At 66.1% G+C, this 19,614-nt stretch carries 20 protein-coding genes; 11 read left to right on the top strand and 9 right to left on the bottom strand.

From position 1 onward, the window contains the following. Positions 1–104: 104 nt before the first annotated feature. Positions 105–1,028 (top strand): transporter substrate-binding domain-containing protein, encoded by a 924-nt coding sequence (locus tag DACI_RS32510; protein WP_012204287.1) that lies wholly within the window; start codon positions 105–107, stop codon positions 1,026–1,028. Between the two features lie 27 nt (positions 1,029–1,055). Continuing rightward, complete coding sequence (locus DACI_RS11830) at positions 1,056–3,146, top strand: ATP-binding protein (RefSeq protein ID WP_225971078.1); 2,091 nt, start codon at positions 1,056–1,058, stop codon at positions 3,144–3,146. Here the strand turns inward: DACI_RS11830 and DACI_RS11825 are convergent. Further along, entirely contained in the window at positions 3,133–3,636 is a 504-nt protein-coding gene (locus tag DACI_RS11825; RefSeq protein WP_013803479.1) for an acyl-CoA thioesterase, read from the bottom strand. The genes DACI_RS11830 and DACI_RS11825 overlap by 14 nt on opposite strands. A gap of 69 nt (positions 3,637–3,705) precedes the next feature. Here DACI_RS11825 and DACI_RS11820 point away from each other — a divergent pair, with 69 nt between their 5' ends. From DACI_RS11820 to DACI_RS11810, 3 genes are all read left to right on the top strand, one after another. After that, entirely contained in the window at positions 3,706–4,926 is a 1,221-nt protein-coding gene (locus DACI_RS11820; protein WP_012204284.1) for a BaiN/RdsA family NAD(P)/FAD-dependent oxidoreductase, read from the top strand. Positions 4,927–5,091: 165 nt separating this feature from the next. After that, complete coding sequence (gene rpsU, locus DACI_RS11815; protein ID WP_012204283.1) at positions 5,092–5,304, top strand: 30S ribosomal protein S21; 213 nt, start codon at positions 5,092–5,094, stop codon at positions 5,302–5,304. 122 nt (positions 5,305–5,426) lie between these two features. Then, the gene (locus DACI_RS11810) at positions 5,427–5,873 is read left to right on the top strand and encodes a GatB/YqeY domain-containing protein (RefSeq protein ID WP_012204282.1); all 447 of its coding nucleotides are present in this window, start codon (positions 5,427–5,429) and stop codon (positions 5,871–5,873) included. Positions 5,874–5,898: 25 nt separating this feature from the next. Here the strand turns inward: DACI_RS11810 and DACI_RS11805 are convergent, their stop codons facing one another. After that, positions 5,899–6,813 carry a LysR substrate-binding domain-containing protein gene (locus DACI_RS11805; RefSeq protein ID WP_170962064.1) on the bottom strand — a complete coding sequence of 305 codons (915 nt, stop codon included), beginning with the start codon at positions 6,811–6,813 and terminating at the stop codon, positions 5,899–5,901. Between the two features lie 130 nt (positions 6,814–6,943). Here DACI_RS11805 and DACI_RS11800 point away from each other — a divergent pair, with 130 nt between their 5' ends. Continuing rightward, positions 6,944–8,032 (top strand): tartrate dehydrogenase, encoded by a 1,089-nt coding sequence (locus DACI_RS11800; RefSeq protein ID WP_012204280.1) that lies wholly within the window; start codon positions 6,944–6,946, stop codon positions 8,030–8,032. Positions 8,033–8,035: 3 nt separating this feature from the next. Here DACI_RS11800 and DACI_RS11795 read toward each other — a convergent pair whose 3' ends face one another. After that, the gene (locus tag DACI_RS11795) at positions 8,036–8,692 is read right to left on the bottom strand and encodes a Vgb family protein (RefSeq protein WP_012204279.1); all 657 of its coding nucleotides are present in this window, start codon (positions 8,690–8,692) and stop codon (positions 8,036–8,038) included. 32 nt (positions 8,693–8,724) lie between these two features. Beyond that, complete coding sequence (locus DACI_RS11790) at positions 8,725–9,969, bottom strand: hypothetical protein (protein WP_012204278.1); 1,245 nt, start codon at positions 9,967–9,969, stop codon at positions 8,725–8,727. Between the two features lie 131 nt (positions 9,970–10,100). Here DACI_RS11790 and DACI_RS11785 point away from each other — a divergent pair, with 131 nt between their 5' ends. The 5 genes from DACI_RS11785 to DACI_RS11765 all read left to right on the top strand — a co-directional run bounded on the left by DACI_RS11785 (position 10,101) and on the right by DACI_RS11765 (position 16,782). Further along, positions 10,101–11,687, top strand: coding sequence for an alkaline phosphatase D family protein (locus tag DACI_RS11785; RefSeq protein ID WP_012204277.1), 1,587 nt, complete (start codon positions 10,101–10,103; stop codon positions 11,685–11,687). Between the two features lie 112 nt (positions 11,688–11,799). Beyond that, entirely contained in the window at positions 11,800–13,149 is a 1,350-nt protein-coding gene (gene gorA / locus DACI_RS11780) for a glutathione-disulfide reductase (RefSeq protein WP_043781279.1), read from the top strand. A gap of 1,031 nt (positions 13,150–14,180) precedes the next feature. Next, positions 14,181–15,233: a hypothetical protein gene (locus DACI_RS11775; RefSeq protein ID WP_012204274.1), complete on the top strand. Its 1,053-nt coding sequence runs from the start codon at positions 14,181–14,183 to the stop codon at positions 15,231–15,233. After that, a complete protein-coding gene (locus tag DACI_RS11770; protein ID WP_012204273.1) occupies positions 15,230–16,465 on the top strand; it encodes an NAD(P)/FAD-dependent oxidoreductase in 1,236 nt (411 codons plus the stop codon). The genes DACI_RS11775 and DACI_RS11770 overlap by 4 nt, the downstream gene beginning before the upstream one ends. Then, positions 16,462–16,782 carry a 2Fe-2S iron-sulfur cluster-binding protein gene (locus DACI_RS11765; protein WP_012204272.1) on the top strand — a complete coding sequence of 107 codons (321 nt, stop codon included), beginning with the start codon at positions 16,462–16,464 and terminating at the stop codon, positions 16,780–16,782. Before DACI_RS11770 ends, DACI_RS11765 begins: the two co-directional genes overlap by 4 nt. A 176-nt stretch (positions 16,783–16,958) precedes the next feature. On the opposite strand, the gene DACI_RS31960 is transcribed toward DACI_RS11765, so the two are convergent. From DACI_RS31960 to DACI_RS11745, 5 genes are read right to left on the bottom strand one after another with little or no spacing between them, the layout of a single operon-like run. Next, complete coding sequence (locus DACI_RS31960) at positions 16,959–17,426, bottom strand: hypothetical protein (RefSeq protein WP_157059648.1); 468 nt, start codon at positions 17,424–17,426, stop codon at positions 16,959–16,961. A gap of 4 nt (positions 17,427–17,430) precedes the next feature. Beyond that, positions 17,431–17,838, bottom strand: coding sequence for a hypothetical protein (locus DACI_RS11760; protein WP_012204270.1), 408 nt, complete (start codon positions 17,836–17,838; stop codon positions 17,431–17,433). A gap of 18 nt (positions 17,839–17,856) precedes the next feature. Beyond that, positions 17,857–18,255: a hypothetical protein gene (locus DACI_RS11755; protein ID WP_157059647.1), complete on the bottom strand. Its 399-nt coding sequence runs from the start codon at positions 18,253–18,255 to the stop codon at positions 17,857–17,859. An 8-nt stretch (positions 18,256–18,263) separates the two neighbouring features. Beyond that, a complete protein-coding gene (locus tag DACI_RS11750) occupies positions 18,264–18,578 on the bottom strand; it encodes a hypothetical protein (protein WP_043781272.1) in 315 nt (104 codons plus the stop codon). Positions 18,579–18,590: 12 nt separating this feature from the next. After that, complete coding sequence (locus tag DACI_RS11745; RefSeq protein WP_012204269.1) at positions 18,591–19,562, bottom strand: LysR substrate-binding domain-containing protein; 972 nt, start codon at positions 19,560–19,562, stop codon at positions 18,591–18,593. Positions 19,563–19,614 lie beyond the last annotated feature (52 nt).

The raw sequence follows: 19,614 nt of genomic DNA, 5'->3' as shown, positions 1-19,614 counted from the left end.
TTAGTTTTCATTAAAAATCCCCTGTTGGCTGCCGAAACGGCGTTTAGACCGTTTTGGCAGACCGTCAGCTCCGCCAGGCGGCGGTAGCGCCATCGGGGGATTCCATGAAAACACCAGGCCTTACTTTCACTTCCACAGCTGCGCAGATACGGCTGTCCGCATGGCGGCGCAAGTGGTCGCCGCTGCTGGCCGGCTGCGCGCTTGGCATGGCCCTGCTCATGCCCGGCCTGGCTGCAGGCGCCGACATGGTGCTGGCCACGCGCGTCACGGCCGGTGCAAAACCCTGGCTCACGCCCGCGCACCGACAGTGGCTGCAGGCGCGCGGGCCGCTGACCGTGGGCATTTCCCTGCCCGACCATCCTCCCCTGGAGATGATCGATGGCGAGCGCTTCCAGGGCATCACGGCCGACCACCTGGGACTGCTGTTTCCCGCCCCGGTGCGCTTCAAGACCTATGGATCGCGCGTGGCCGTGCTCGATGCGCTGCGGCGCGGCGAGATCGACCTGGCCTGCGAGGGCACCGAGCTGGAGGCCGAACGCGCCGACCTGGCCCTGAGCGTGCCCTACCTGCCCAGCCAGCCAGTGCTGGTGTCGCTCTCGCATGCGCCCTTCGACGCGGAGCGCCGGGGCGCGCGGCTGGCCATGACGCCCGACCAGCTGCTGCGCTCCCAGGTTGCGGCCGCCTATCCTCTCAGCGAGCTGCTGACCTATGAAACACCCCGCCGCGCGCTGGAGGCGCTGAGCCTGGGCGAGATCGACGGCTTCGTCGGCGACACGGTCACGGTGCACTACCTGATCCACGCCAACTACCTGCTCAACCTGCGCGTGCAGGGCTTTGCCCCCATAGAAAGCCGGGGCTTCGGCATGCTGGTGCGGCATGACGATACGCAGCTGAAGGCCTATCTGGACCAGGCCCTGCCCGCCATCACCTTGCAGCATGGCGACGACATTCTGCACAGCTGGAGCGGCAGCCGCCGTCCGCTGCTGGGAAGCGACCGCGTGGCCCTGACACCCTCGGAAAAGCAGTAGCTGGATGCCCACCCCCGCATTCCCGTGGTGCTCAACAGCTCGCTGGGATCGCTGGGACAGCTGGATGCCGACCGCCAGGCCGAGGGCATAGGACCCGACTACCTGGACCTGATCAGCCACCGCGCCGGCCTGCAGTTCGACTACATGACCGCACGCAACTACACCGAACTCGAGGCCATTCTGGGCTCGGGCAAGGCCCTGCTCACGCCCGTCTACACCTCGCCGCCGATTGCATCGCCCAATATCAAGCTGCTGCCGCCCTACCTGCGCAGCGCGGTGGTGGTGATGGCCCGGCCCGAGGCGAATGCGGGCACACAGCGTGACAAGGGCATACACCACCTGCAGGGACTGGAGGGCAAGCGCGTGGCCATGGTGGCTGGCTTCTTCCTGGAAGACACGGTGCGCCGCGAGCATCCGCGCATACGGCTGCAGCTGTATCCCGACCTGGCCCAGGCCCTGGCCAGCGTGGCAGCCGATGACAGCGATGCCTTCGTCGGCAATGACTACGCAGCGCGCTATGCCAACGCCCAGCAATTGGGCAACCAGTTGCAGCTCACCGGCATCCTGGAGGACTACACCCGCCCCGTGAGCCTGGCCGTGCATGCCGCCGAGCCCGAGCTTCTGAGCATTCTGGAGAAGGCCCAGCTGTCCATCTCACCCGAAGAAATGGCCGAAATCGTGCGCCTGTGGGCGCCGCGCGATAGCGGCAGCGGCACGCGCTTTTGGCGCGAGCACCGCCAGCGCCTGCTGCTGCTGCTGGCAGCGCTGGCGCTGGCCACGGCCACCTCCCTGGTCTGGGGCTTTTACCTGAGCCGCCAGATGCGCCGGACGCGCCGTGCCGAGCGGCGCGCCGAGGCCGCCAACCGGGCCAAAAGCCTGTTCCTGTCCACCACCAGCCACGAGATACGCACGCCGCTGAGCGCCATCATCGGCCTGCTGGAGCTGGCGCAGGACCGCGAGAAACTCGGCCTGCCCCACCGCGATACGCTGGCCGCGGCCCACAAGGCCTCCCAGGGCATGCTGCTGCTGCTGGGCAATGTGCTGGACCTGCACCGCATCGAGTCGGGCCACATCGACTCCACGCCCCAGCCCGTGGCGCTGCGGCCGCTGATCGAAGACATGGCCCCGCTGCTGCAGGGCCTGGCGCACGGCAAGCGGCTGTCGCTGCGCACCCAGGTTGGCAAGGGCGTGAACCACAGCGTGACGGCCGACCCGCTGCACCTCAAACAGGTGCTGTTCAACCTGCTGAGCAATGCCATCAAATTCACCGAACGCGGCAGCGTCACCCTGCGCGCGCAAGGCACCCGCCGCCATGACCGCCTGCTGCTGCAGATGGAGGTGGAGGACACCGGCATCGGCATTGCCCCGCAGGACCAGGCCCGGCTGTTCAAGCCCTTTTCGCAGGTGCCGGGGGCCCATCAGGACCAGGCCTTCGGCAGCGGCCTGGGCCTGAGCATCACGCGCCGCCTGCTGGAGCACATGGGTGGGACCATCACCCTGGAGAGCGTGCCGGGCCGGGGCTCACGCTTCACGGTCAGGTTGAGCCTGCCACTGGTGGAGCCGGACGACAGGCCGTCGGCCGAAGAAGTATTGCCCCGGCTCATGCCCGCACCCCTGGAGCTGCGTGCAAAGGCCGATACAGGCACCGAGCCCCTGCCCGAAGTCCCGGCCGAGCCTGAACTCAGAATCCTGGCCGTGGAAGACTATATGTTCAATCGCGAGCTGCTCAAGAGCCAGCTCACCGCGCTGGGCCACGGCATCTCGCTGGCCGGCGATGGGCAGGAGGCCTGGGCGCGTTGCCTGGCCGAGTCCTTTGATCTCATCATCACCGACGGCCGCATGCCGATCATGGACGGCTTCGAGTTCATCCGGCGCCTGCGCCGGCGGGAAGCCGAAAACCAGCTGCGCCGCTGCCGCGTGATTGCGCTGACCGCCAGTCCCGAGGCCTCCGAGGCCCTGCGCTACCTGCAGGCCGGTGCCGACGAGGTTCTGTCCAAGCCGGCCTCCATGGAAGACCTCAGGCGCGTCATCGAACAGGTTCGGGACGAGTTGCAGGGCAGCGCGCCCGGCACCTGGCATCGGCCACCGGCTGCACCCTCCACGCTCAGCCCGGCTTGACCGAGCTGCTGGCCGTCACGCGGCTTTGCTCGAAGCGCTGGGCCAGCTCGCGGCGCAGGTCCTTGCGGATCAGCGCGGCCTGCCAGCGGCGCTTTTCCTCGTCGGTGGCCGGCACCAGCGTGGGCACGGGCGCAGGCTGCTTGTTCTCGTCCACCGCCACCATGGTGAAAAAGCAGCTGTTGACATGGCGCACCACCTGGGTGCGGATGTCCTCGGCCACCACCTTGATGCCGATCTCCATCGACGACTTGCCCGTGTGGTTGACGCTGGCCAGGAAGGTCACCAGCTCGCCCACGTGGATGGGCTGCAGGAACATCACCTGGTCCACGCTCAGCGTGACCACATAGCGGCCCGCGTAGCGGCTGGCGCAGGCATAGGCCACCTGGTCGAGCTGCTTGAGAACGGCGCCGCCATGGACGTTGCCCGAAAAGTTCGCCATGTCGGGCGACATGAGCACGGTCATGCTCAGCTGGTGCGATGGGAAATTCATCATTGGATTTTAGGAAAAAGCGCCATTGCGCGAGAATGGGCGCCCTTTTGCCCCCCGAGTGACGTTTTTGTGACCTCTTCCCTCTCTTTCGACGCCATCGTCATCGGCGCCGGCGCGGCCGGTCTGTTCTGTGCGGCCCAGGCCGGACAGCGGGGCCTGTCGGTGCTGCTCCTGGACCACGCGGAGAAGGTGGCCGAGAAGATCCGTATCTCGGGCGGCGGCCGTTGCAACTTCACCAACCGCGACCTGGACGTGCGTGCGCCGCACAAGCACTTCGTGGGCGGCAACCCGCAGTTCTGCCGCTCGGCCCTGTCGCGTTACACGCCGGCCGACTTCATCGCGCTGATGGACAGGCACGGCATTGCCCACCATGAAAAGCACAAGGGCCAGCTGTTCGCCGACCGCTCGGCCGAGGACATCATCGCCATGCTGCTGGCCGAATGCCAGGCCGGCGGCGTGCAGCGCTGGCAGCCCTGCAAGGTCGATTCCGTCGCGCATGCGGATGGCCAGTACCGCCTGCAGACCAGCCGTGGCGCCGTGCAGGCGCCCAGCCTGGTCATCGCCACGGGCGGCCTGTCCATTCCCAAGATCGGCGCCACCGACTTCGGCTACCGCCTGGCCCAGCAATTCGACCTGCCCCTGGTCGAGCGCACGCCGGGCCTGGTGCCGCTGACCTTCGACGGCGAGGCCTGGACACCCTACGCCCAGCTCGCCGGCCTGGCCCTTCCGGTCGAGATCAGCACCGGCAGCAAGAAGGAACGCATGGCCTTCATGGAAGACCTGCTGTTCACGCACCGCGGCCTGTCCGGCCCCGCCGTGCTGCAGATCTCTAGCTACTGGAAGCCCGGCACGCCCCTGTGCATCAACCTCGCCCCCGAGGTGGACCTGCAGGACGAATTGCTCAAGGCCAAGTCGCGCTCGCGCAAGCTCATCGCCAACGAACTGGCGCAGTGGCTGCCCTCGCGCCTGGCCGATGCCTGGGTGCAGCAGGACGCGGCCTGGCAGCGCCCCATTGCCGAAGCCTCGGACAAGGCCCTGAACCAGCTGGCCGAGCGCCTGTCGCGCTGGGAGATCGTGCCCACCGGCACCGAAGGCTACAAGAAGGCCGAAGTGACACTGGGCGGCGTGGACACGCGTGCGCTTTCGCAACAGACCATGGAATGCAAGACCCAGCCCGGCCTGTACTGCATCGGCGAAGTGGTGGACATCACCGGCTGGCTGGGCGGATACAACTTCCAATGGGCCTGGGCCAGCGGGTATGCCTGCGCGCAGGCCTTGCCTTGTGCGTGATTTGTCAGATCGCTTTCGTCTCGCGTATAATCGCCCGCTTTGCTGGCAATTGCCCCGTCGGCCAATACTAGTTAACTATTGACGGGGACCAACCGCTGAACATGGCTCTCAGGCCCGATCTTCCCGAGAACCCGCTGTCAGCACAGATATCTGGAAATCTAGCTAATGACCACCATCCGCGTAAAAGAAAACGAGCCCTATGAAGTTGCCCTGCGCCGCTTCAAGCGCACCATCGAAAAGCTCGGCCTGCTGACCGACCTGCGCGCTCGCGAGTTCTACGAGAAGCCCACATCCGAACGCAAGCGCAAGAAGGCTGCCGCCGTCAAGCGTCACTACAAGCGCGTTCGCAGCATGCAGCTGCCCAAGAAGCTGTACTGATCAGCCCTTGACCAGCCGGCTCTCGTCAGCCGCAAAACCCGCGCTCGGGACGCCAGGCGCGGGTTTTTTGTTTTTGTTTTTTGGTTTTTGTTTTCCGACGCCACTACCTCAGGAGAAATGCCATGAGCCTCAAGGCCCAGATCACCGAAGACATGAAGACCGCCATGCGCGCCAAGGACAGCGAACGCCTGGGCACCATCCGCCTGCTGCTGGCCGCGATGAAGCAAAAGGAAGTCGATGAGCGCGTCGAGCTCGACGACGCCGCCGTCATCGCCATCGTGGACAAGCTGATCAAGCAGCGCAAGGACAGCATTGCCGCCTTCGAGGGCGCGGGCCGCCAGGACCTGGCCGACAAGGAAAAGGCCGAAATGGCCGTGCTGACCGCCTACCTGCCCGCACGCATGTCGGCCGAGGAAGTGGCCACCGCCGTGAAGGCCATCGTGGCCGAGCTGGGCGCCTCCGGCCCCGGCGACATGGGCAAGGTCATGGGCGCGGTCAAGGCGCAACTGGCTGGCAAGGCCGACATGGGCCAGGTGTCCGCTGCCGTCAAGGCCGCCCTGGCAGGTTGAGCCTGCTGCGGCAGCCGCGCCCTTTTCAGGACGCTGCTGCCGCCCATTCCTGCTGAAAGTGCTCCTGCAGGAATTCGACACACACCCGCACCTTGGCCGACAGCTGCAGCCGCGTCGGATAGACCGCCCAGACATTGGCCTCCTGCCGCCATTCGGGCAGCAGCTGCACCAGGCGCCCGGCCTGCAGATGGGCGCCCACATCCCATAGCGAGCGCAGCGCGATGCCGCGCCCGTCCACGGCCCACTGCACCACCATCTCCCCGTTGTTGGCCGACAGCGGCCCCGTGACCTTCACCGATTGCTCGGCGGCGCCCGCGCGCAGCCGCCACACGCCAAAGGCCTGGTCGCGCTCCTTGATGGCCAGGCAGTCGTGGGCCGACAGCTCGGCCGGCGTGCGCGGCGTGCCACGGCGCGCCAGGTAGGCAGGCGCCGCGCACAGCACGCGGTGGTTGTCGGCCAGCCGCCGCGCAATCAGGTGGGGAGCGATCTCGTCGCCCACGCGCACATCCAGATCGAAGCCCTCCCCCGCCACATCCACCAGCCGGTCGAACACATCCAGCCGCACCTGCAGCCCCGGATGGCGCTCCACCAGCCGGGACAGCGCCGGCGCGATCACATGCCGCCCGAAGCCGAAGCTGCTGCTCACGCGCAGCAGGCCGCGCGGCTCGCTGCGCGTGATGGCCACCTCCTGCATCAGCTGGTCCATGTCGTCGAGGATGCGCTGCGCCCAGTGGAATACGCGCTCGCCTTCCTCGGTCACGGCCACGCGGCGCGTGGTGCGGTGCAGCAGCTTCACGCCCAACTCCTGCTCCAGCAGGCGGATGCGCTTGCTCACATAGGCGGGCGATGCACCCAATTCCTCGGCCGCAGCGGCAAAGCCGGATTTGCGGGCCACCACGGTGAAGACACGCAGGTCTTCGGGAGCCGGTTGTTTATTCACGATCTGTAAACAATGGAACCACAGTTGGCCGATTGTATTTAACCCTGGCGCAGCCAACAATGCCATGCATGCGGCCAGGCTGTCAGCGGCGCCGCTTCATATCCATCCATTCGATCCAAGGACAGACACCATGCAAGACACATTCAAGATCGCCGTCATCGCCGGTGACGGCATTGGCAAGGAAGTCATGCCCGAAGGCCTGCGCACGCTGGAGGCCGCCGCCAGCCGCTTTGCGATCAAGCTCGAATTCCACCATTTCGACTGGGCCCACTGCGACTACTACCTGGCCCACGGAAAAATGATGCCCGACGACTGGAAGGCGCAGCTCTGCGGCATGGACGCCATCTTCTTCGGCGCCGTGGGCTGGCCCGCCACCGTGCCCGACCATGTCTCGCTGTGGGGCTCGCTGCTCAAGTTCCGCCGCGAGTTCGACCAGTACATCAACCTGCGCCCCGTGCGCCTGTTCGAGGGCGTGCCCTGCCCGCTGGCCGGCCGCAAGCCCGGCGACATCGACTACTACGTGGTGCGCGAGAACACCGAAGGCGAATACACCTCGCTGGGCGGCATCATGTACGAGGGCACGGACCGCGAGATCGTGATCCAGGAATCGGTCTACTCGCGCAAGGGTGCCGAGCGCCTGCTCAAGTACGCCTTCGACCTGGCCCAAAGCCGCGAGCGCAAGCACGTCACCCTGGCCACCAAGAGCAACGGCATCGCCATCAGCATGCCCTGGTGGGACCGGCGCGCCGAGGACGTGGCCAAGGCCTACCCGGACGTCACGCTGGACAAGCAGCACATCGACATCCTGACCGCGCGCTTCGTGCTGCAGCCGGGCCGCTTCGACGTGGTGGCCGCCACCAACCTGTTCGGCGACATCCTCAGCGACCTGGGACCGGCCACCACGGGCACCATCGGCCTGGCCCCCTCGGCCAACCTCAATCCCGACCGCAGCTTCCCCAGCCTGTTCGAGCCCGTGCACGGCTCGGCGCCCGACATCTACGGCAAGAACATCGCCAACCCCATCGCCATGGTCTGGTCGGCAGCGCTGATGCTGGACTTCCTGACCCACGGCCAGGGCGCAGGCCGCGCGGCGCACGACGCCATCGTCTCGGCCATCGAGGAAGTCATCAAGAACGGCCCCCGCACGCCCGACCTGGGCGGCACGGCCAGCACCACCGAAGTGGGCCAGGCCATCGCGGCGCAGATCGCGGGCAAGTAGGCCTCAGGGCTGCTGCGTCTGCCGGGGCCGGCGCACGGCCCTGATGCGGCCGCTTTCTCCGCCGCCGCAGAAGAAGCGGTCGCCGCCGTCGGACTCCAGCCCCGACACGCCGGTGCCCGCCGGCATCTCCAGCCGCTGCAGCACGGCACCGCTGTCCGGGTCCAGGCGCCGCAGATCGCTCTGGCCCTCTTCCCAGGTGCCGTGCCACAACTGGCCGTCCACCCAGGTGACGCCGGTGACGAAGCGGTTGGACTGCAGGGTGCGCAGCACCGCCCCGGTGTCGGGATCGATCTGATGGATCTTGCGGCCGTGGTACTGCCCCACCCACAGCGAGCCCTCGGCCCAGGCCATTCCCGAATCGCCGGCATCACCACCGCCCCCGGGTGCAGGAATGGTGGCCAGCACATGGCCGGTGGACAGGTCGATCTTCTGGATACGGTCATTGGCGATCTGGAACAGATGCCGGCCATCGAAGGCCGTGCCGGCATCGCCCGGCACAGGGATGCTGCGCACGATCCGGCCGCTGTCGGGGTCCAGCGCCTGCAATTGGGTGCCGGTGGCGAACCATACCTGGCTGCCGTCGTAGGACACCCCGTGCACGCACGCTATGCCGGGAAAGGGACCGTACTCGCGGATGATTTCTGCAGCTTCTGTCTTCATGCGGAACTCCTGGTTGCGTTGGTCGGCCCATGCTAGCCAGCCGGCAGCACAGCGGGGAGTAACAAAGTCGTCGTGAATCCTGGTGCAGGCCGGGCCACCCAGCGGCGGGCGCGCCCCCGGCCCACGGGCTGCGCCAGCGCGTCGCGCTCCAGCGCCTCCAGGGTCCTCTGGACGCTGCGCTGGCTCGCGCCCAGTGCCAGGGCCAGCGCCGAACTGGCCCAGGCCTCGCCATCGGAGAGCAGCGCCAGCACCGGGCCGCACAGCACGCCCGGCGCACCTTCCACGGGCCGTGCCAGCACGGCCACCCGGGCCTGCCGGGGCGCCAGCACAAATCCCAGGGGCGTGGCGTGAACTTCGGCCAGCGGCCGCAGCAGGCGGCGCAGGCGGCCGATCTCGACACGCAGACGCGCACGGTACGAATCATCGGCCTGCCGGGCGCGAAATACCTGTGCCACCAGCGCCTCGCGTGAGACATCGCCGGGCCAGGCCTCGCCCAGCGCGCGCGCCAGCGCAAACAGCACCGGGCGCCCCGCCAGCGAGACCGCCACCGCTCCGGCGCGCACCGCATGGCGGCAGGCATCCACCACCAGCGCGCCCGAGGCCAGCAGGGTCCCGGCCTCATCCAGCGACAGCAGCTTCTGAGCCTGCGATCCGGCCGGCTCCCGCTCCAGCAGCACCGCAGCAGGCGCGTGCAGGGCCTGGGCGGCCTGCCCCACCTCGGCGGCCAGGGCTGCAATGCCGGCGGCGCCGGCCGCCTGCGCGGCATCGGCCAGCGCACTGTGCGCCGCACGGATGTCCAATCGGCGCATGGCGATACCCGCCAGGGCCAGGGCATGGAACGCCTGCAAGGCGGCAGGCAGCAGCGCGGGCCGCAGTCCGCCCAGCAGACCCTCGGCCTCGCCCAGGCGGCCCAGCAGCAGGCACCGGCGTACTTCCAGATAGCCCGCATGCGCGGCGTTCACGGGATCGCCATGCGCCTGCAGCACCGCCCGCGCCGCAACCAACCTGCGGGCCGGCCATGCCAGCTCGCGCAAGGCCAGTGCAATCTCGGCCTCGGCCACTACGCAGCGGGCGCGGGCCACAGCCTCATGGGAGCCGAAGGCGCGCGCAGCGCTGCGCAGCAAGGCCCGGGCCCGCACCAGATCGCCCAGTTGCGCCATGGCGATGCCACGCAGTGCCAGCGCGGGTGCATCGTCGCGCAGCGCCACCCGGTTCAGCGCGCCAAGGGGGTCGCCAACCGCGAGCGCACGGGCCGCCGCCGTGATCAGAGAATCCATGCCCATCCCATCCATCGTGTGCGGCACGGCTGTGCCTGCAATTCATCCCGGGCCAACGCACGGTCACGGCCCGGTCATCGGTGGGCGCTAGGCTGGGTCGCCAAACGCTTTGCCACACCCACTCCCCCGCCATGATGCTCCGCCGCCATCTTCTGCTGTCCGCCGCTGGCGGCTCGCTGCTGCCCTCCATCCTCCGGGCCCAGTCCGCACCCGCCGCCATCACGCGCGACGCGGCGCGGCCGCTGCTGCCCTCTGGCTTGCAAAGCGGCGATGTGCTGGCTGACCGCGCCATCGTCTGGGCGCGCGCCAGCCGCGATGCGCGCATGTGGATCGAATGGTCCACCACCTCCGGCTTTGCCAACCCCACGCGCGTGCGCGGGCCTGACCTGCTGATGGACAGCAGCGACGGCACGGGCCGCATCGACCTGCAGGGCCTGCCTGCGGGCCAGGACATCTTCTACCGCGTGGTGCTGGAGGACTTTGCCAGCGCCAATGTGCGCTCGCCCGCCGTGCAGGGGCACTTTCGCACGCCGCTGGCGGCGGGCATGCCCGCCACGCGGCCGCTGCGCCTGGTGTGGAGCGGAGACACCGCGGGCCAGGGCTTCGGCATCAACGAGGCCTTTGGCGGCATGCGCATCTACGAGGCCATGCGCAGGACCGACCCCGACGTGTTCCTGCACAGCGGCGACACCATCTATGCCGACGGCCCCATCGCCGCGCAGATGAAGCTGCGCGACGGCACGCTGTGGAAGAACCTGGTCACGCCCGAGGTCGCCAAGGTGGCCGAGACGCTGGACGAATTCCGGGGCCGCCACCGCTACAACCTCATGGACGCCAACGTGCGCGCGCTGGGCAGCGAGGTCGCCCAGATCTGGCAGTGGGACGACCACGAGGTCACCAACAACTACTCGGACAGCAAGAACGTGGCCAACGACGCGCGCTACACCGAAAAGAACGTGCAGCTGCTGGCGGCGCGCGGCCAGCGCGCCTTCATGGAATACGCGCCCATGCGTCCCTTCGGCGCGGCCATGCACCAGCGCCTGTACCGCCGCCTGCCCCAGGGCCCGCTGGCCGACATCTTCGTGATCGACATGCGCAGCCACCGCGGCCCCAACAGCCACAACCTGCAGGCGGCCGAAGGCCCGGACACCGACATGCTGGGGCGCCCCCAGGTGCAGTGGCTGCTGGACGGCCTCAAGCGCAGCCGCGCCACCTGGAAGCTGATCGCCAGCGACATGCCCATCAGCCTCTTCGTGCCCGATGGCAAGGATGCCGAGGGCCGCGCCCAGTGGGAGGCCGTGGCCAATGGCGAGCATGGCGCACCCCGGGGCCGCGAGCTGGAGATGGCGCGCCTGCTCAAGGGCATCAAGGACGCGGGCATCCACAACGTGGTCTGGCTCACGGCCGACGTGCACTACACGGCGGCCCACCATTTCAGCCCCGAGCGCGCCAGCTTCCAGGACTTCGACCCGTTCTGGGAATTCGTCTCCGGCCCGCTGAATGCGGGCGGCTTCGGCCCCAACGAGATGGACAAGACCTTTGGCGGCGAAGTCGTTTTCCAGAAAAGCGCGGGCCACGCCAACTCCGCGCCCAGCGAAGGCTTTCAGTTCTTCGGCCAGCTCGACATAGACCACCGCAGCCAGGCGCTGACCGTGGTGCTCAAGGACCTGGACGGCAAGGCGCTGTACACGAAGACGCTGCAGCCGCAGCGCACCTGAGACTGCCGCCTGGAGATCACGGCATTGCCCCCGCCGCAGGCCCCTGGCCGGCGAACAGGGCAAGATGGCCGGCTGCGGCATTCGGGCCGCTCAGACACAGCACGGAATCTCCATGAAGCACTACGACTACATCGTCATCGGCGGCGGCAGCGGTGGCATTGCATCGGCCAACCGCGCCGCCATGCACGGGCGCCACTGCGCGCTGATCGAAGCCGGCGAGATCGGCGGCACCTGCGTCAACGTGGGCTGCGTGCCCAAGAAGGTCATGTGGCATGCGGCCCAGATCGGCGAGGCCATGCACCGCTACGGCCCAGACTACGGCTGGGATGCCACCGTCAACCGCCTGGACTGGCAGCGCCTGCTGGACAGCCGCAGCGCCTACATCGACCGCATCCATGCCTCGTATGAAAGCGGCCTGGCGCGCAACAAGGTCGAGCTGATCCAGGGCTTCGGCCGCTTCGTGGATGCGCGCACCGTGGAGGTGGGCGGCCAGCGGCTCAGTGCCGATCACATCCTCATCGCCACGGGCACGCGCCCGGCACGGCCCGACATTCCGGGCGCCGAGCTGGGCATCGACTCCGACGGCTTCTTCGCCCTCAAGGCCCTGCCTGCGCGCACGGCCGTGGTGGGTGCCGGCTATATCGCCGTGGAGATTGCCGGCCTGCTGCACGCGCTGGGCTCGCAGACCCACCTGTTCCTGCGCCAGAACTCGGCACTGCGCGGGTTCGATCCGCTGCTGAGCCAGACCCTGATGGAGATCATGGAGGCCGAAGGCCCCGCCGTGCACCGCCAGGCCACCCCGAAGGCCGTGGTCCGCAACGCAGACGGCAGCCTGGACCTGCAACTGCAGGACGGCAGCAGCCACACCGTGGACTGCGTGGTCTGGGCCGTGGGCCGCCGGCCCGACACCTCGGGCCTGAACCTGGAGGCCGCAGGCGTGGCGCTGCAGGACAGCGGCCACATCGCGGTGGACAGGTTCCAGGACACCAATGTGCCCGGCATCCACGCCGTGGGCGACATCACGGGCCGCATCGAACTCACGCCCGTGGCCGTGGCCGCAGGCCGGCGCCTGTCCGAGCGCCTGTTCAACGGCAAGACCGGCGAGCACCTGGACTACGACAACGTACCCACTGTGGTCTTCAGCCACCCGCCCATCGGCACCGTGGGCCTGACCGAGCCGCAGGCGCGCGAGCGCTTTGGCGACGATCAGGTCAAGGTCTACCAATCGGCCTTCACCGCCATGTACACGGCCGTCACGCGCCACCGCCAGCCCGCGCGCATGAAGCTGGTCTGCGTGGGCCCCGAGGAGCGCATCGTGGGCATACACGGCATCGGCCTGGGGATGGACGAGATGCTGCAGGGCTTTGCCGTGGCCCTGAAGATGGGTGCCACCAAGCGCGACTTCGACGACACCGTGGCCATCCACCCCACGGCGGCCGAGGAGTTCGTGACCATGCGCTGAACAGCGCGCACCACCTGCCCTCGGCGGTTGACCACCGGCCTGGGCAGGACACGCGCCGGGCGAGTGCGTGAGCTCCTTGAGCCAGCCCGGCAAACAGGTGGCCGCCAGGCCGCCCAGGTTGGCCAAGGCATCGGAAATGGCCGTGAGCAGGCCGATCTGCGCCGTGCTCCTGCCGCCAGCCTCGCGGACGCTGGTGGGCAGCCAGAAGCTGCGCGCGATCCACAGCTGCCGCCGCTCCTTCTCCCTTCTCCGAAATGGACCTCCTGCCCTTGCATGCCGCCGATGCCTGCATGGCTGGAGGCTGACATTTCAAATCCTTGCGGTGTCGACCATTGCCACCGTCCTTGGATCCTGCGTCGCCACGCTGGCGCACTGCAGCCGGCCCTGCTGGAAACAGCCGTCCACGGTGGAAATTTCAAGCGCCTACGCTCAAATGCCCAAATCGATAGTCAAAAACAAATAAAGTATTTTCCCGATAGTCAAGGCAAATAGAAAAATTCACAATCCTTACAAGCAGGGAAAAAAGAGGCATCACTCCATGGAAAGCCTTGGTGTTCCTTTGTAGGCAATCCGACTTAATTGGAGTGCATACACCTTAATTTTTCGCATCAACCCAGAAGCCATGGGTCGAGATCCGCGATCGGAACCGAGGAGACATCCCATGCCCAGACTGCATTCGAAGACAGGGCATGGGCGAGCCCACGCCAGGCGGCATGCAGGCCAGCTTCCGGCCCCTGCGGCAAACGCAGGCGCCGGGCAGCAGGCTGAAAGCAGTGTTCGCGCTGCAGGCCTTCCATCGTGCGGCAGTGGCGCCGGGAGCCGCTTGGCCGATGACGCCTTCTTGGCCCACAGCGCCTATGGGGGCCGAGCAGCGGCCGGGGCGCAACACCACACTCAACCAGGAGACAGATCCATGACAACCGATGTACTCGATACCTGGTCCCCGTTGACCTGGTCGCGCAACGCGGTCCGCCATCTGTCGGCGGACCGCATGACCGTGCGCGCGCCCACGGGCGGCTGAGGAGCAGGTCATGCACGAAGCCCCCCGCCCCGCCCTCCCGCCCATCGGCTGCAACGGCAGTGGCGTGCAGCGTTCCTCGCGCCACCAGCCCATCGGCCTGCAGGAGCTGCCCATACGCGAGCAGTTCCGCCTCGTCAGCGAAACCGGCGTGTTCGACTGCTTCGACCGCCTGCCGCTGCGCCACCAGCTGGCCGACCACGAATCGGCCATCGCCGAATTCAAGCTGCCCGTGCACACCGCCAGCTGGTTCTACCGCCTGGGCGAGGACGAGGTCCTGCTGGCCGGCAACCTTCGCATCTGCCGCGAGATCGGCGTGCGCTGCCACAACATCATGACCTTCAAGCACCACCGCGACGGCCATGTGCTGTCCGATGTGGAAATCGCCGAACACTATCTGCGGGTCTATGACGACGCCATGGGCCTGGGCGTAGAGCCCAGCTTCGCGCTGCATGTGAACACGTGGACCGAAGACTTCCTGCGCGTGCGCAGCGTGGCCGGGCGCGTGCAAGCACGCGGCGTGCCCTTTCACTTCACGCTGGACTACAGCCATGTGAACTTCAAGATCGGCAACCCGGCCGAGCTGGACCGGTCGGGCGTGCGCAGGCTGCTCGAGCGGGGCGAGCTGGCGCTGGACCCGTTCGAGCCCGGCTCGCTGTGCGAACAATGGCTGGACATGGGCATCGTGCGCTGGGCCCAGCTGCGCGCGGCCGGCCCCAACCAGCCCCTGAACCTGTGGCACCGCAACGAGGACGGCAGCCCGGGCCGGGGCATCCAGTACCCCATGCTGCGGCCCGGCCCCGGCGAATGGCATTCGCCCTGGCATGCCTACCTGCTGGAGCCCTCCAAAGAGGCGATCCGCAAGGTGCTGGCCTGCCACCATGCGCAGCCGCACAGCCCGCTGCGCTACCTCACCACCGAATTCACCAACCTCCCCGACTACGGCCTGGGCGCAGGCTATGACCTGCTGGAGCAGAACGTGGCGGCCGCGCGCTTCATGCGGCAAGCCTGGGACGAGATCTGCACCCGCCCCGTACTCCGGGCCTCTTGCGAAGGTGCATCATGACCCCCGCACGACACCCCCAAGGCCATGCCGTCATCATCGGCGCCGGGCATGCCGGTGGCACCCTGGCCGCCCTGCTGCGCCAGTACGGCCACGCGGGCCCGATCACCCTGGTCGATGGAGAGGACCTGCCGCCTTACCAGTGCCCGCCGCTGTCCAGGGCGTGGCTGCAGCAGGCCATGGACCCGGAGGAGCTGTTGCCGCGGCCCGCCGGTGCCTATGCGGACCAGGCCATCACCCTGCGCCCGGGCATGCGCGCCATGGCCATAGAGCCCGGCTCGCGGCAGGTGGCGCTGAACGACGGGTCGGCACTTCACTACGACCACCTGGTCATTGCCACAGGCGCCGCACCGCGCTGGCTGGCCCTGCCCGGGGGTGATCGGCCCGGCGTCACCTGCCTGCGCACCATGGAAGACGCGCAGGCGCTGCGGGGCCACCTGCAGACCGCCCGCCGCCTGGCCATCATCGGCGGCGGCTATGTGGGTCTCGAAGTCGCGTCCACGGCCCGCAAGCTGGGGGTGCAGGTCCGGATCATCGAGCGCGAAGGCAGGCTGCTGTCTCGCAGCGCCTCGCCGCAGATGGCCGCGCATCTGCACGGCCTGCATGCAGGCCAGGGCGTGGAGGTGCATTTCAACACCTCGGTCACCGCCATCCGGGGCGACAGCCCCACCGGCATCACGGGCCTGAGGATGGCCGATGGCTCACGACTGGAGTGCGATGCCGTGCTCATCGGCGTGGGCGCGGCGCCCTGCGTGGAACTGGCGCAGCCCCTAGGCCTGGACTGTGCTGACGGCATTGCCGTGGATGGCGAAGGCCGTACCGCCATGGCCGGCATCTACGCCATAGGGCATGCCACGCGCCGCCCGCTGGCCGGCTACCCCGGGCTGCACCGGCTCGAAAGCGTGCCCAGCGCGCTTGAACAGGCCCGGCGCGCAGCCTGCGCCATCACGGGCCGCGCACTGCCCGCCCATGAAGCGCCCTGGTTCTGGTCCGACCAGTACGACACCAAGCTGCAGATCGCCGGCCTGCCCGGCCATGGCGACCAGACCGTGCTGCGCGGCAACCCGGCCAGCGGCAGGTTCGCCGTACTGCACCTGCGCGGTGGCCAGCTGTGCGCCGCCGAATGCGTGAATTCACCGGGCGAATTCATGGCAGCGCGCAAGGCCATCGCCGCCACGCACTGCGCCGACCCCGGTTTCCCGCCCCTCCCCCCAAAAGCCCCGCCCACGCCATGACCACCATCACCTTCATAGAACACAGCGGCCGCGAGCACGTGGTGCTGGCCACGGACGGCCAGAGCCTCATGCGCGCCGCCGTCTCCAACGGCGTGCCGGGCATCGATGCCGAATGCGGCGGCGCCTGTGCCTGCGCTACCTGCCATGTCTACATACATCTGGAGTGGCTGGACCGCTTGGGCCCGGCCCAGGGCGGCGAAAGGGAGATGCTGGACTTCGCCCTCGACGTGCGCGGAGACTCGCGGCTGGCCTGCCAGATCACGGTCTCGCCGCAGCTCGACGGGCTGGTGGTGGGCATGCCGGTGGCGCAGAGCTGAGGACTGTGCCGATGGGGATGCAACCCCGGACAGCCCGCCCTGCAATCGCGCACCACCCATGTCACCTAACGCAAGGCCGTGGGTTCCGGAACGCGTCAAGCGGCACCGCAAGCCATTGCCTGGAATCGAGAGGGCGAAGGGCTATCTCAGCCCACCACATTGGGTAATCAAATATCTCAAGAGAACCTGAGATCGTGGTCGGTAAATAGTACCTTGTATACCGGAGAAAAATCATCGTCTGAATTTATCAGCGTGAAATCCATATTCATCAAAAGAACACTCTTTTCCAGAATGACAAATCCAGCCGATACTATCTTTTCAATTATTTGATTCAACAAATGATCGCACCCTGCCCTTGAAATCACCTGCCTGCCTGATTCATCAGAATTTTCCAGGATCGCCACATAATTTCCGACCCAGGAAATAAAAATCTCATAACAACCAATACTGCCATTGATGTCAAGGCGATAGCACACATCATCGTTCACATCTGAATAGTCTTGTGCCTCAGCGATATGCTCAATCGATTCTTTCAGCGCACTGGCATCACAAGATGGAGCAGATAATTTAAAGTAATTGGGTTCACGCAATGAACCATATTTCACCAGAACCTGTTCCACAATATCCTGGATAATTGTACTCATTGAGTCAACTCCCCTGAAGGGTGACTTTCTTCATTCCACCCGTTTTATCCAGCAAAACAAGATCACGATAATATCCGGAATCTTCGTCAGGCAAATAAATATCAATCTTGAAATTCCTTGCCATAAAAGCAAAGATTGAATTCTCCACCACAACATCCTCTTCAAGATATACAGTGACCATTTTCATCCCTTGGAATTCATGAGAATCTTCAATCAGCAAAACAATTTTTGCCTTTTGCTCCACGAGCTGCTCGACTGAATCTATTGCACAAACATCACCAGGAGAAAGATCCAAAGAACTCGCAAGATAACCGAGCAGTTCTGCAGCCTCATGAACGCCGTCTACAAGAAAATCATTCCAGATCATGAATTGAATCTCATCCAGATGGACTCCTAAATCATCTTCAGCCAACAGAAACCCAAGACACTCCTACAGATTCAACTCCTTTTCAAACAGAGATATCGCTTTCAACATCAGACTATCTGGTGCATCTTGGCAAATCAACAATACAAATCTCACGCAATTGAGCCCGGGAAATGCGCCATGAGCGAAGAATTCAACGGCATCCTCCAAGCTCTCGTTCAGGGAGATAGTGACAGCATCCATATCGCCGGCGTCCAGAATCAAGTCATCAATGATCTCTTCCGCGTCGGAGTAGTCTCCCCACGTCGCAAAGAATTCACACCCGATCTCCAGCAACCTCGTTATTGCAAGATTGAATCCGTGGTCCTCACCCTTCCCCGTCACAACGAAACAGCCATGCGGAAGCGGACTGGATTGAATTCTGCCCGCATCGCAGGTTTTCGATACTACAAGCATGTTCTTCATGGGCGCATCTACATGTCCGACTGAACCCACTTCACCTCAGATGGGTGAATGGCAAAATTCGACATCAGCTTGTTGATGGCAAAAACCGTCTCAACACCTCTGTCCACATAGATCGCTGTGCCTTTGGCCGGCGAATTCACGTAGAAATGAAAGAGGATGGTACCAACATCCTTATCCAAGGCATAGCAATAATGGCAGACATCCAGATCGTCAACATCTCTCACAAAATGCAGTCCGTGCTTTCTGGACAGCTCCGAGGGACCATCAGACAACAGGATGACCGGCTTTGATTCGCCGCTGGGCCATGGATTATCTTCAGACATTGCTGCGTTTCCTTATCTGCCATGTTGCAATTGCTCGCCATGGCGTGCTGTAGCCAACGAATTGCCCACCACTCCCCGCAAACACTCCACCAGCAATCTCGTCGTCGCTGTCATCGGCTGGCCGCGCAGGGTGATCAGGCCCACGGCCGGCAGGTCGATGGGCACGGGCAGGTCCAGCACGGCGACCAGCCCCTGCTGCGCGAAATGCTCGGCCACTCCGCGCGCCATGAAGGCCACGGCGCCGCGCTGGTGCAGGAAGCTGATCTGCGACAGGAATGAGGCGGACTCGACCAGGTCGGCCGGCGGATGCAGGCCGTGGGCGAAGAACTGCTGCTCCAGCTTCACGCGCAGCGATGCCCAGGGCGGGGGCATGACGCAGGGCATGTCGGCCAGCGCCTGCCAGCTCGCAGGCTGCGCCAGCAACGCATGGCCGGGGCGCACGACGGCGACCATGGGCTCGTCGTACAGGGCTTCGGTTTCCAGGTCGGGCGAGGCATAGCCGGGTTCGAGCCGGCCCACGAACAGGTCCAGCTCGCCCATGCGCAGCTTGGGCAGCAGCCGCGTGAGATCGCCCTCCTCGACCAGCACCGTGGTCTGGGCCGATCGCGCCTTCAACTGCTCGACGGCCCGGGCCAGCAGCACGGGCGTGGCCACGACCATGGCGCCCACGCTGGTGCGCCCGCGCGTGCCGCTGGCCTCGGCCGCCATTTCATCGCGCGTGCGTTCGAAGCCCGCCAGCACCGAGCGCGCAAAGCGCACCATGCTGACGCCGGCCGCCGTGGGCTCGGTGCCTCGCGTGGAGCGCTCGAACAGCGTCATGTCCAGCATGCGCTCGATCTCGGCCAGGGTCTTGGAGACGGCGGGCTGGGTCACGGCCAGGAACTCGGCGGCGCGGCCCAGGTGGCGGAACTGGTCCAGCGCCACCAGCAGCTGCAGATGGCGCAGCTTGAGGTTGGAGCGCAGCACGCGGTCTATCTTGCTCATGGGGTCTTCATAGCTTTGAGGTTATGAAGCCAGTCTATCTTTTCATTGGATT

This window comes from Delftia acidovorans SPH-1 (assembly GCF_000018665.1).
Lineage (GTDB): Bacteria > Pseudomonadota > Gammaproteobacteria > Burkholderiales > Burkholderiaceae_C > Comamonas > Comamonas acidovorans.
The sequence above is the reverse complement of the archived record's forward strand: the minus strand, read 5'-3'. Positions and strand labels throughout refer to the sequence as shown.

What these genes read in the sequence shown, in the direction of transcription:
- DACI_RS32510 (WP_012204287.1), top strand. Translation starts at nt 105, where the DNA reads ATGAAAACACCAGGCCTTACTTTCACTTCCACAGCTGCGCAGATACGG.
- DACI_RS11825 (WP_013803479.1), bottom strand. Translation starts at nt 3,636, where the DNA reads ATGAATTTCCCATCGCACCAGCTGAGCATGACCGTGCTCATGTCGCCC.
- rpsU (WP_012204283.1), top strand. Translation starts at nt 5,092, where the DNA reads ATGACCACCATCCGCGTAAAAGAAAACGAGCCCTATGAAGTTGCCCTG.
- DACI_RS11810 (WP_012204282.1), top strand. Translation starts at nt 5,427, where the DNA reads ATGAGCCTCAAGGCCCAGATCACCGAAGACATGAAGACCGCCATGCGC.
- DACI_RS11800 (WP_012204280.1), top strand. Translation starts at nt 6,944, where the DNA reads ATGCAAGACACATTCAAGATCGCCGTCATCGCCGGTGACGGCATTGGC.
- DACI_RS11795 (WP_012204279.1), bottom strand. Translation starts at nt 8,692, where the DNA reads ATGAAGACAGAAGCTGCAGAAATCATCCGCGAGTACGGTCCCTTTCCC.
- DACI_RS11790 (WP_012204278.1), bottom strand. Translation starts at nt 9,969, where the DNA reads ATGGATTCTCTGATCACGGCGGCGGCCCGTGCGCTCGCGGTTGGCGAC.
- DACI_RS11785 (WP_012204277.1), top strand. Translation starts at nt 10,101, where the DNA reads ATGATGCTCCGCCGCCATCTTCTGCTGTCCGCCGCTGGCGGCTCGCTG.
- gorA (WP_043781279.1), top strand. Translation starts at nt 11,800, where the DNA reads ATGAAGCACTACGACTACATCGTCATCGGCGGCGGCAGCGGTGGCATT.
- DACI_RS11775 (WP_012204274.1), top strand. Translation starts at nt 14,181, where the DNA reads ATGCACGAAGCCCCCCGCCCCGCCCTCCCGCCCATCGGCTGCAACGGC.
- DACI_RS11770 (WP_012204273.1), top strand. Translation starts at nt 15,230, where the DNA reads ATGACCCCCGCACGACACCCCCAAGGCCATGCCGTCATCATCGGCGCC.
- DACI_RS11765 (WP_012204272.1), top strand. Translation starts at nt 16,462, where the DNA reads ATGACCACCATCACCTTCATAGAACACAGCGGCCGCGAGCACGTGGTG.
- DACI_RS31960 (WP_157059648.1), bottom strand. Translation starts at nt 17,426, where the DNA reads ATGAGTACAATTATCCAGGATATTGTGGAACAGGTTCTGGTGAAATAT.
- DACI_RS11755 (WP_157059647.1), bottom strand. Translation starts at nt 18,255, where the DNA reads ATGAAGAACATGCTTGTAGTATCGAAAACCTGCGATGCGGGCAGAATT.
- DACI_RS11750 (WP_043781272.1), bottom strand. Translation starts at nt 18,578, where the DNA reads ATGTCTGAAGATAATCCATGGCCCAGCGGCGAATCAAAGCCGGTCATC.
- DACI_RS11745 (WP_012204269.1), bottom strand. Translation starts at nt 19,562, where the DNA reads ATGAGCAAGATAGACCGCGTGCTGCGCTCCAACCTCAAGCTGCGCCAT.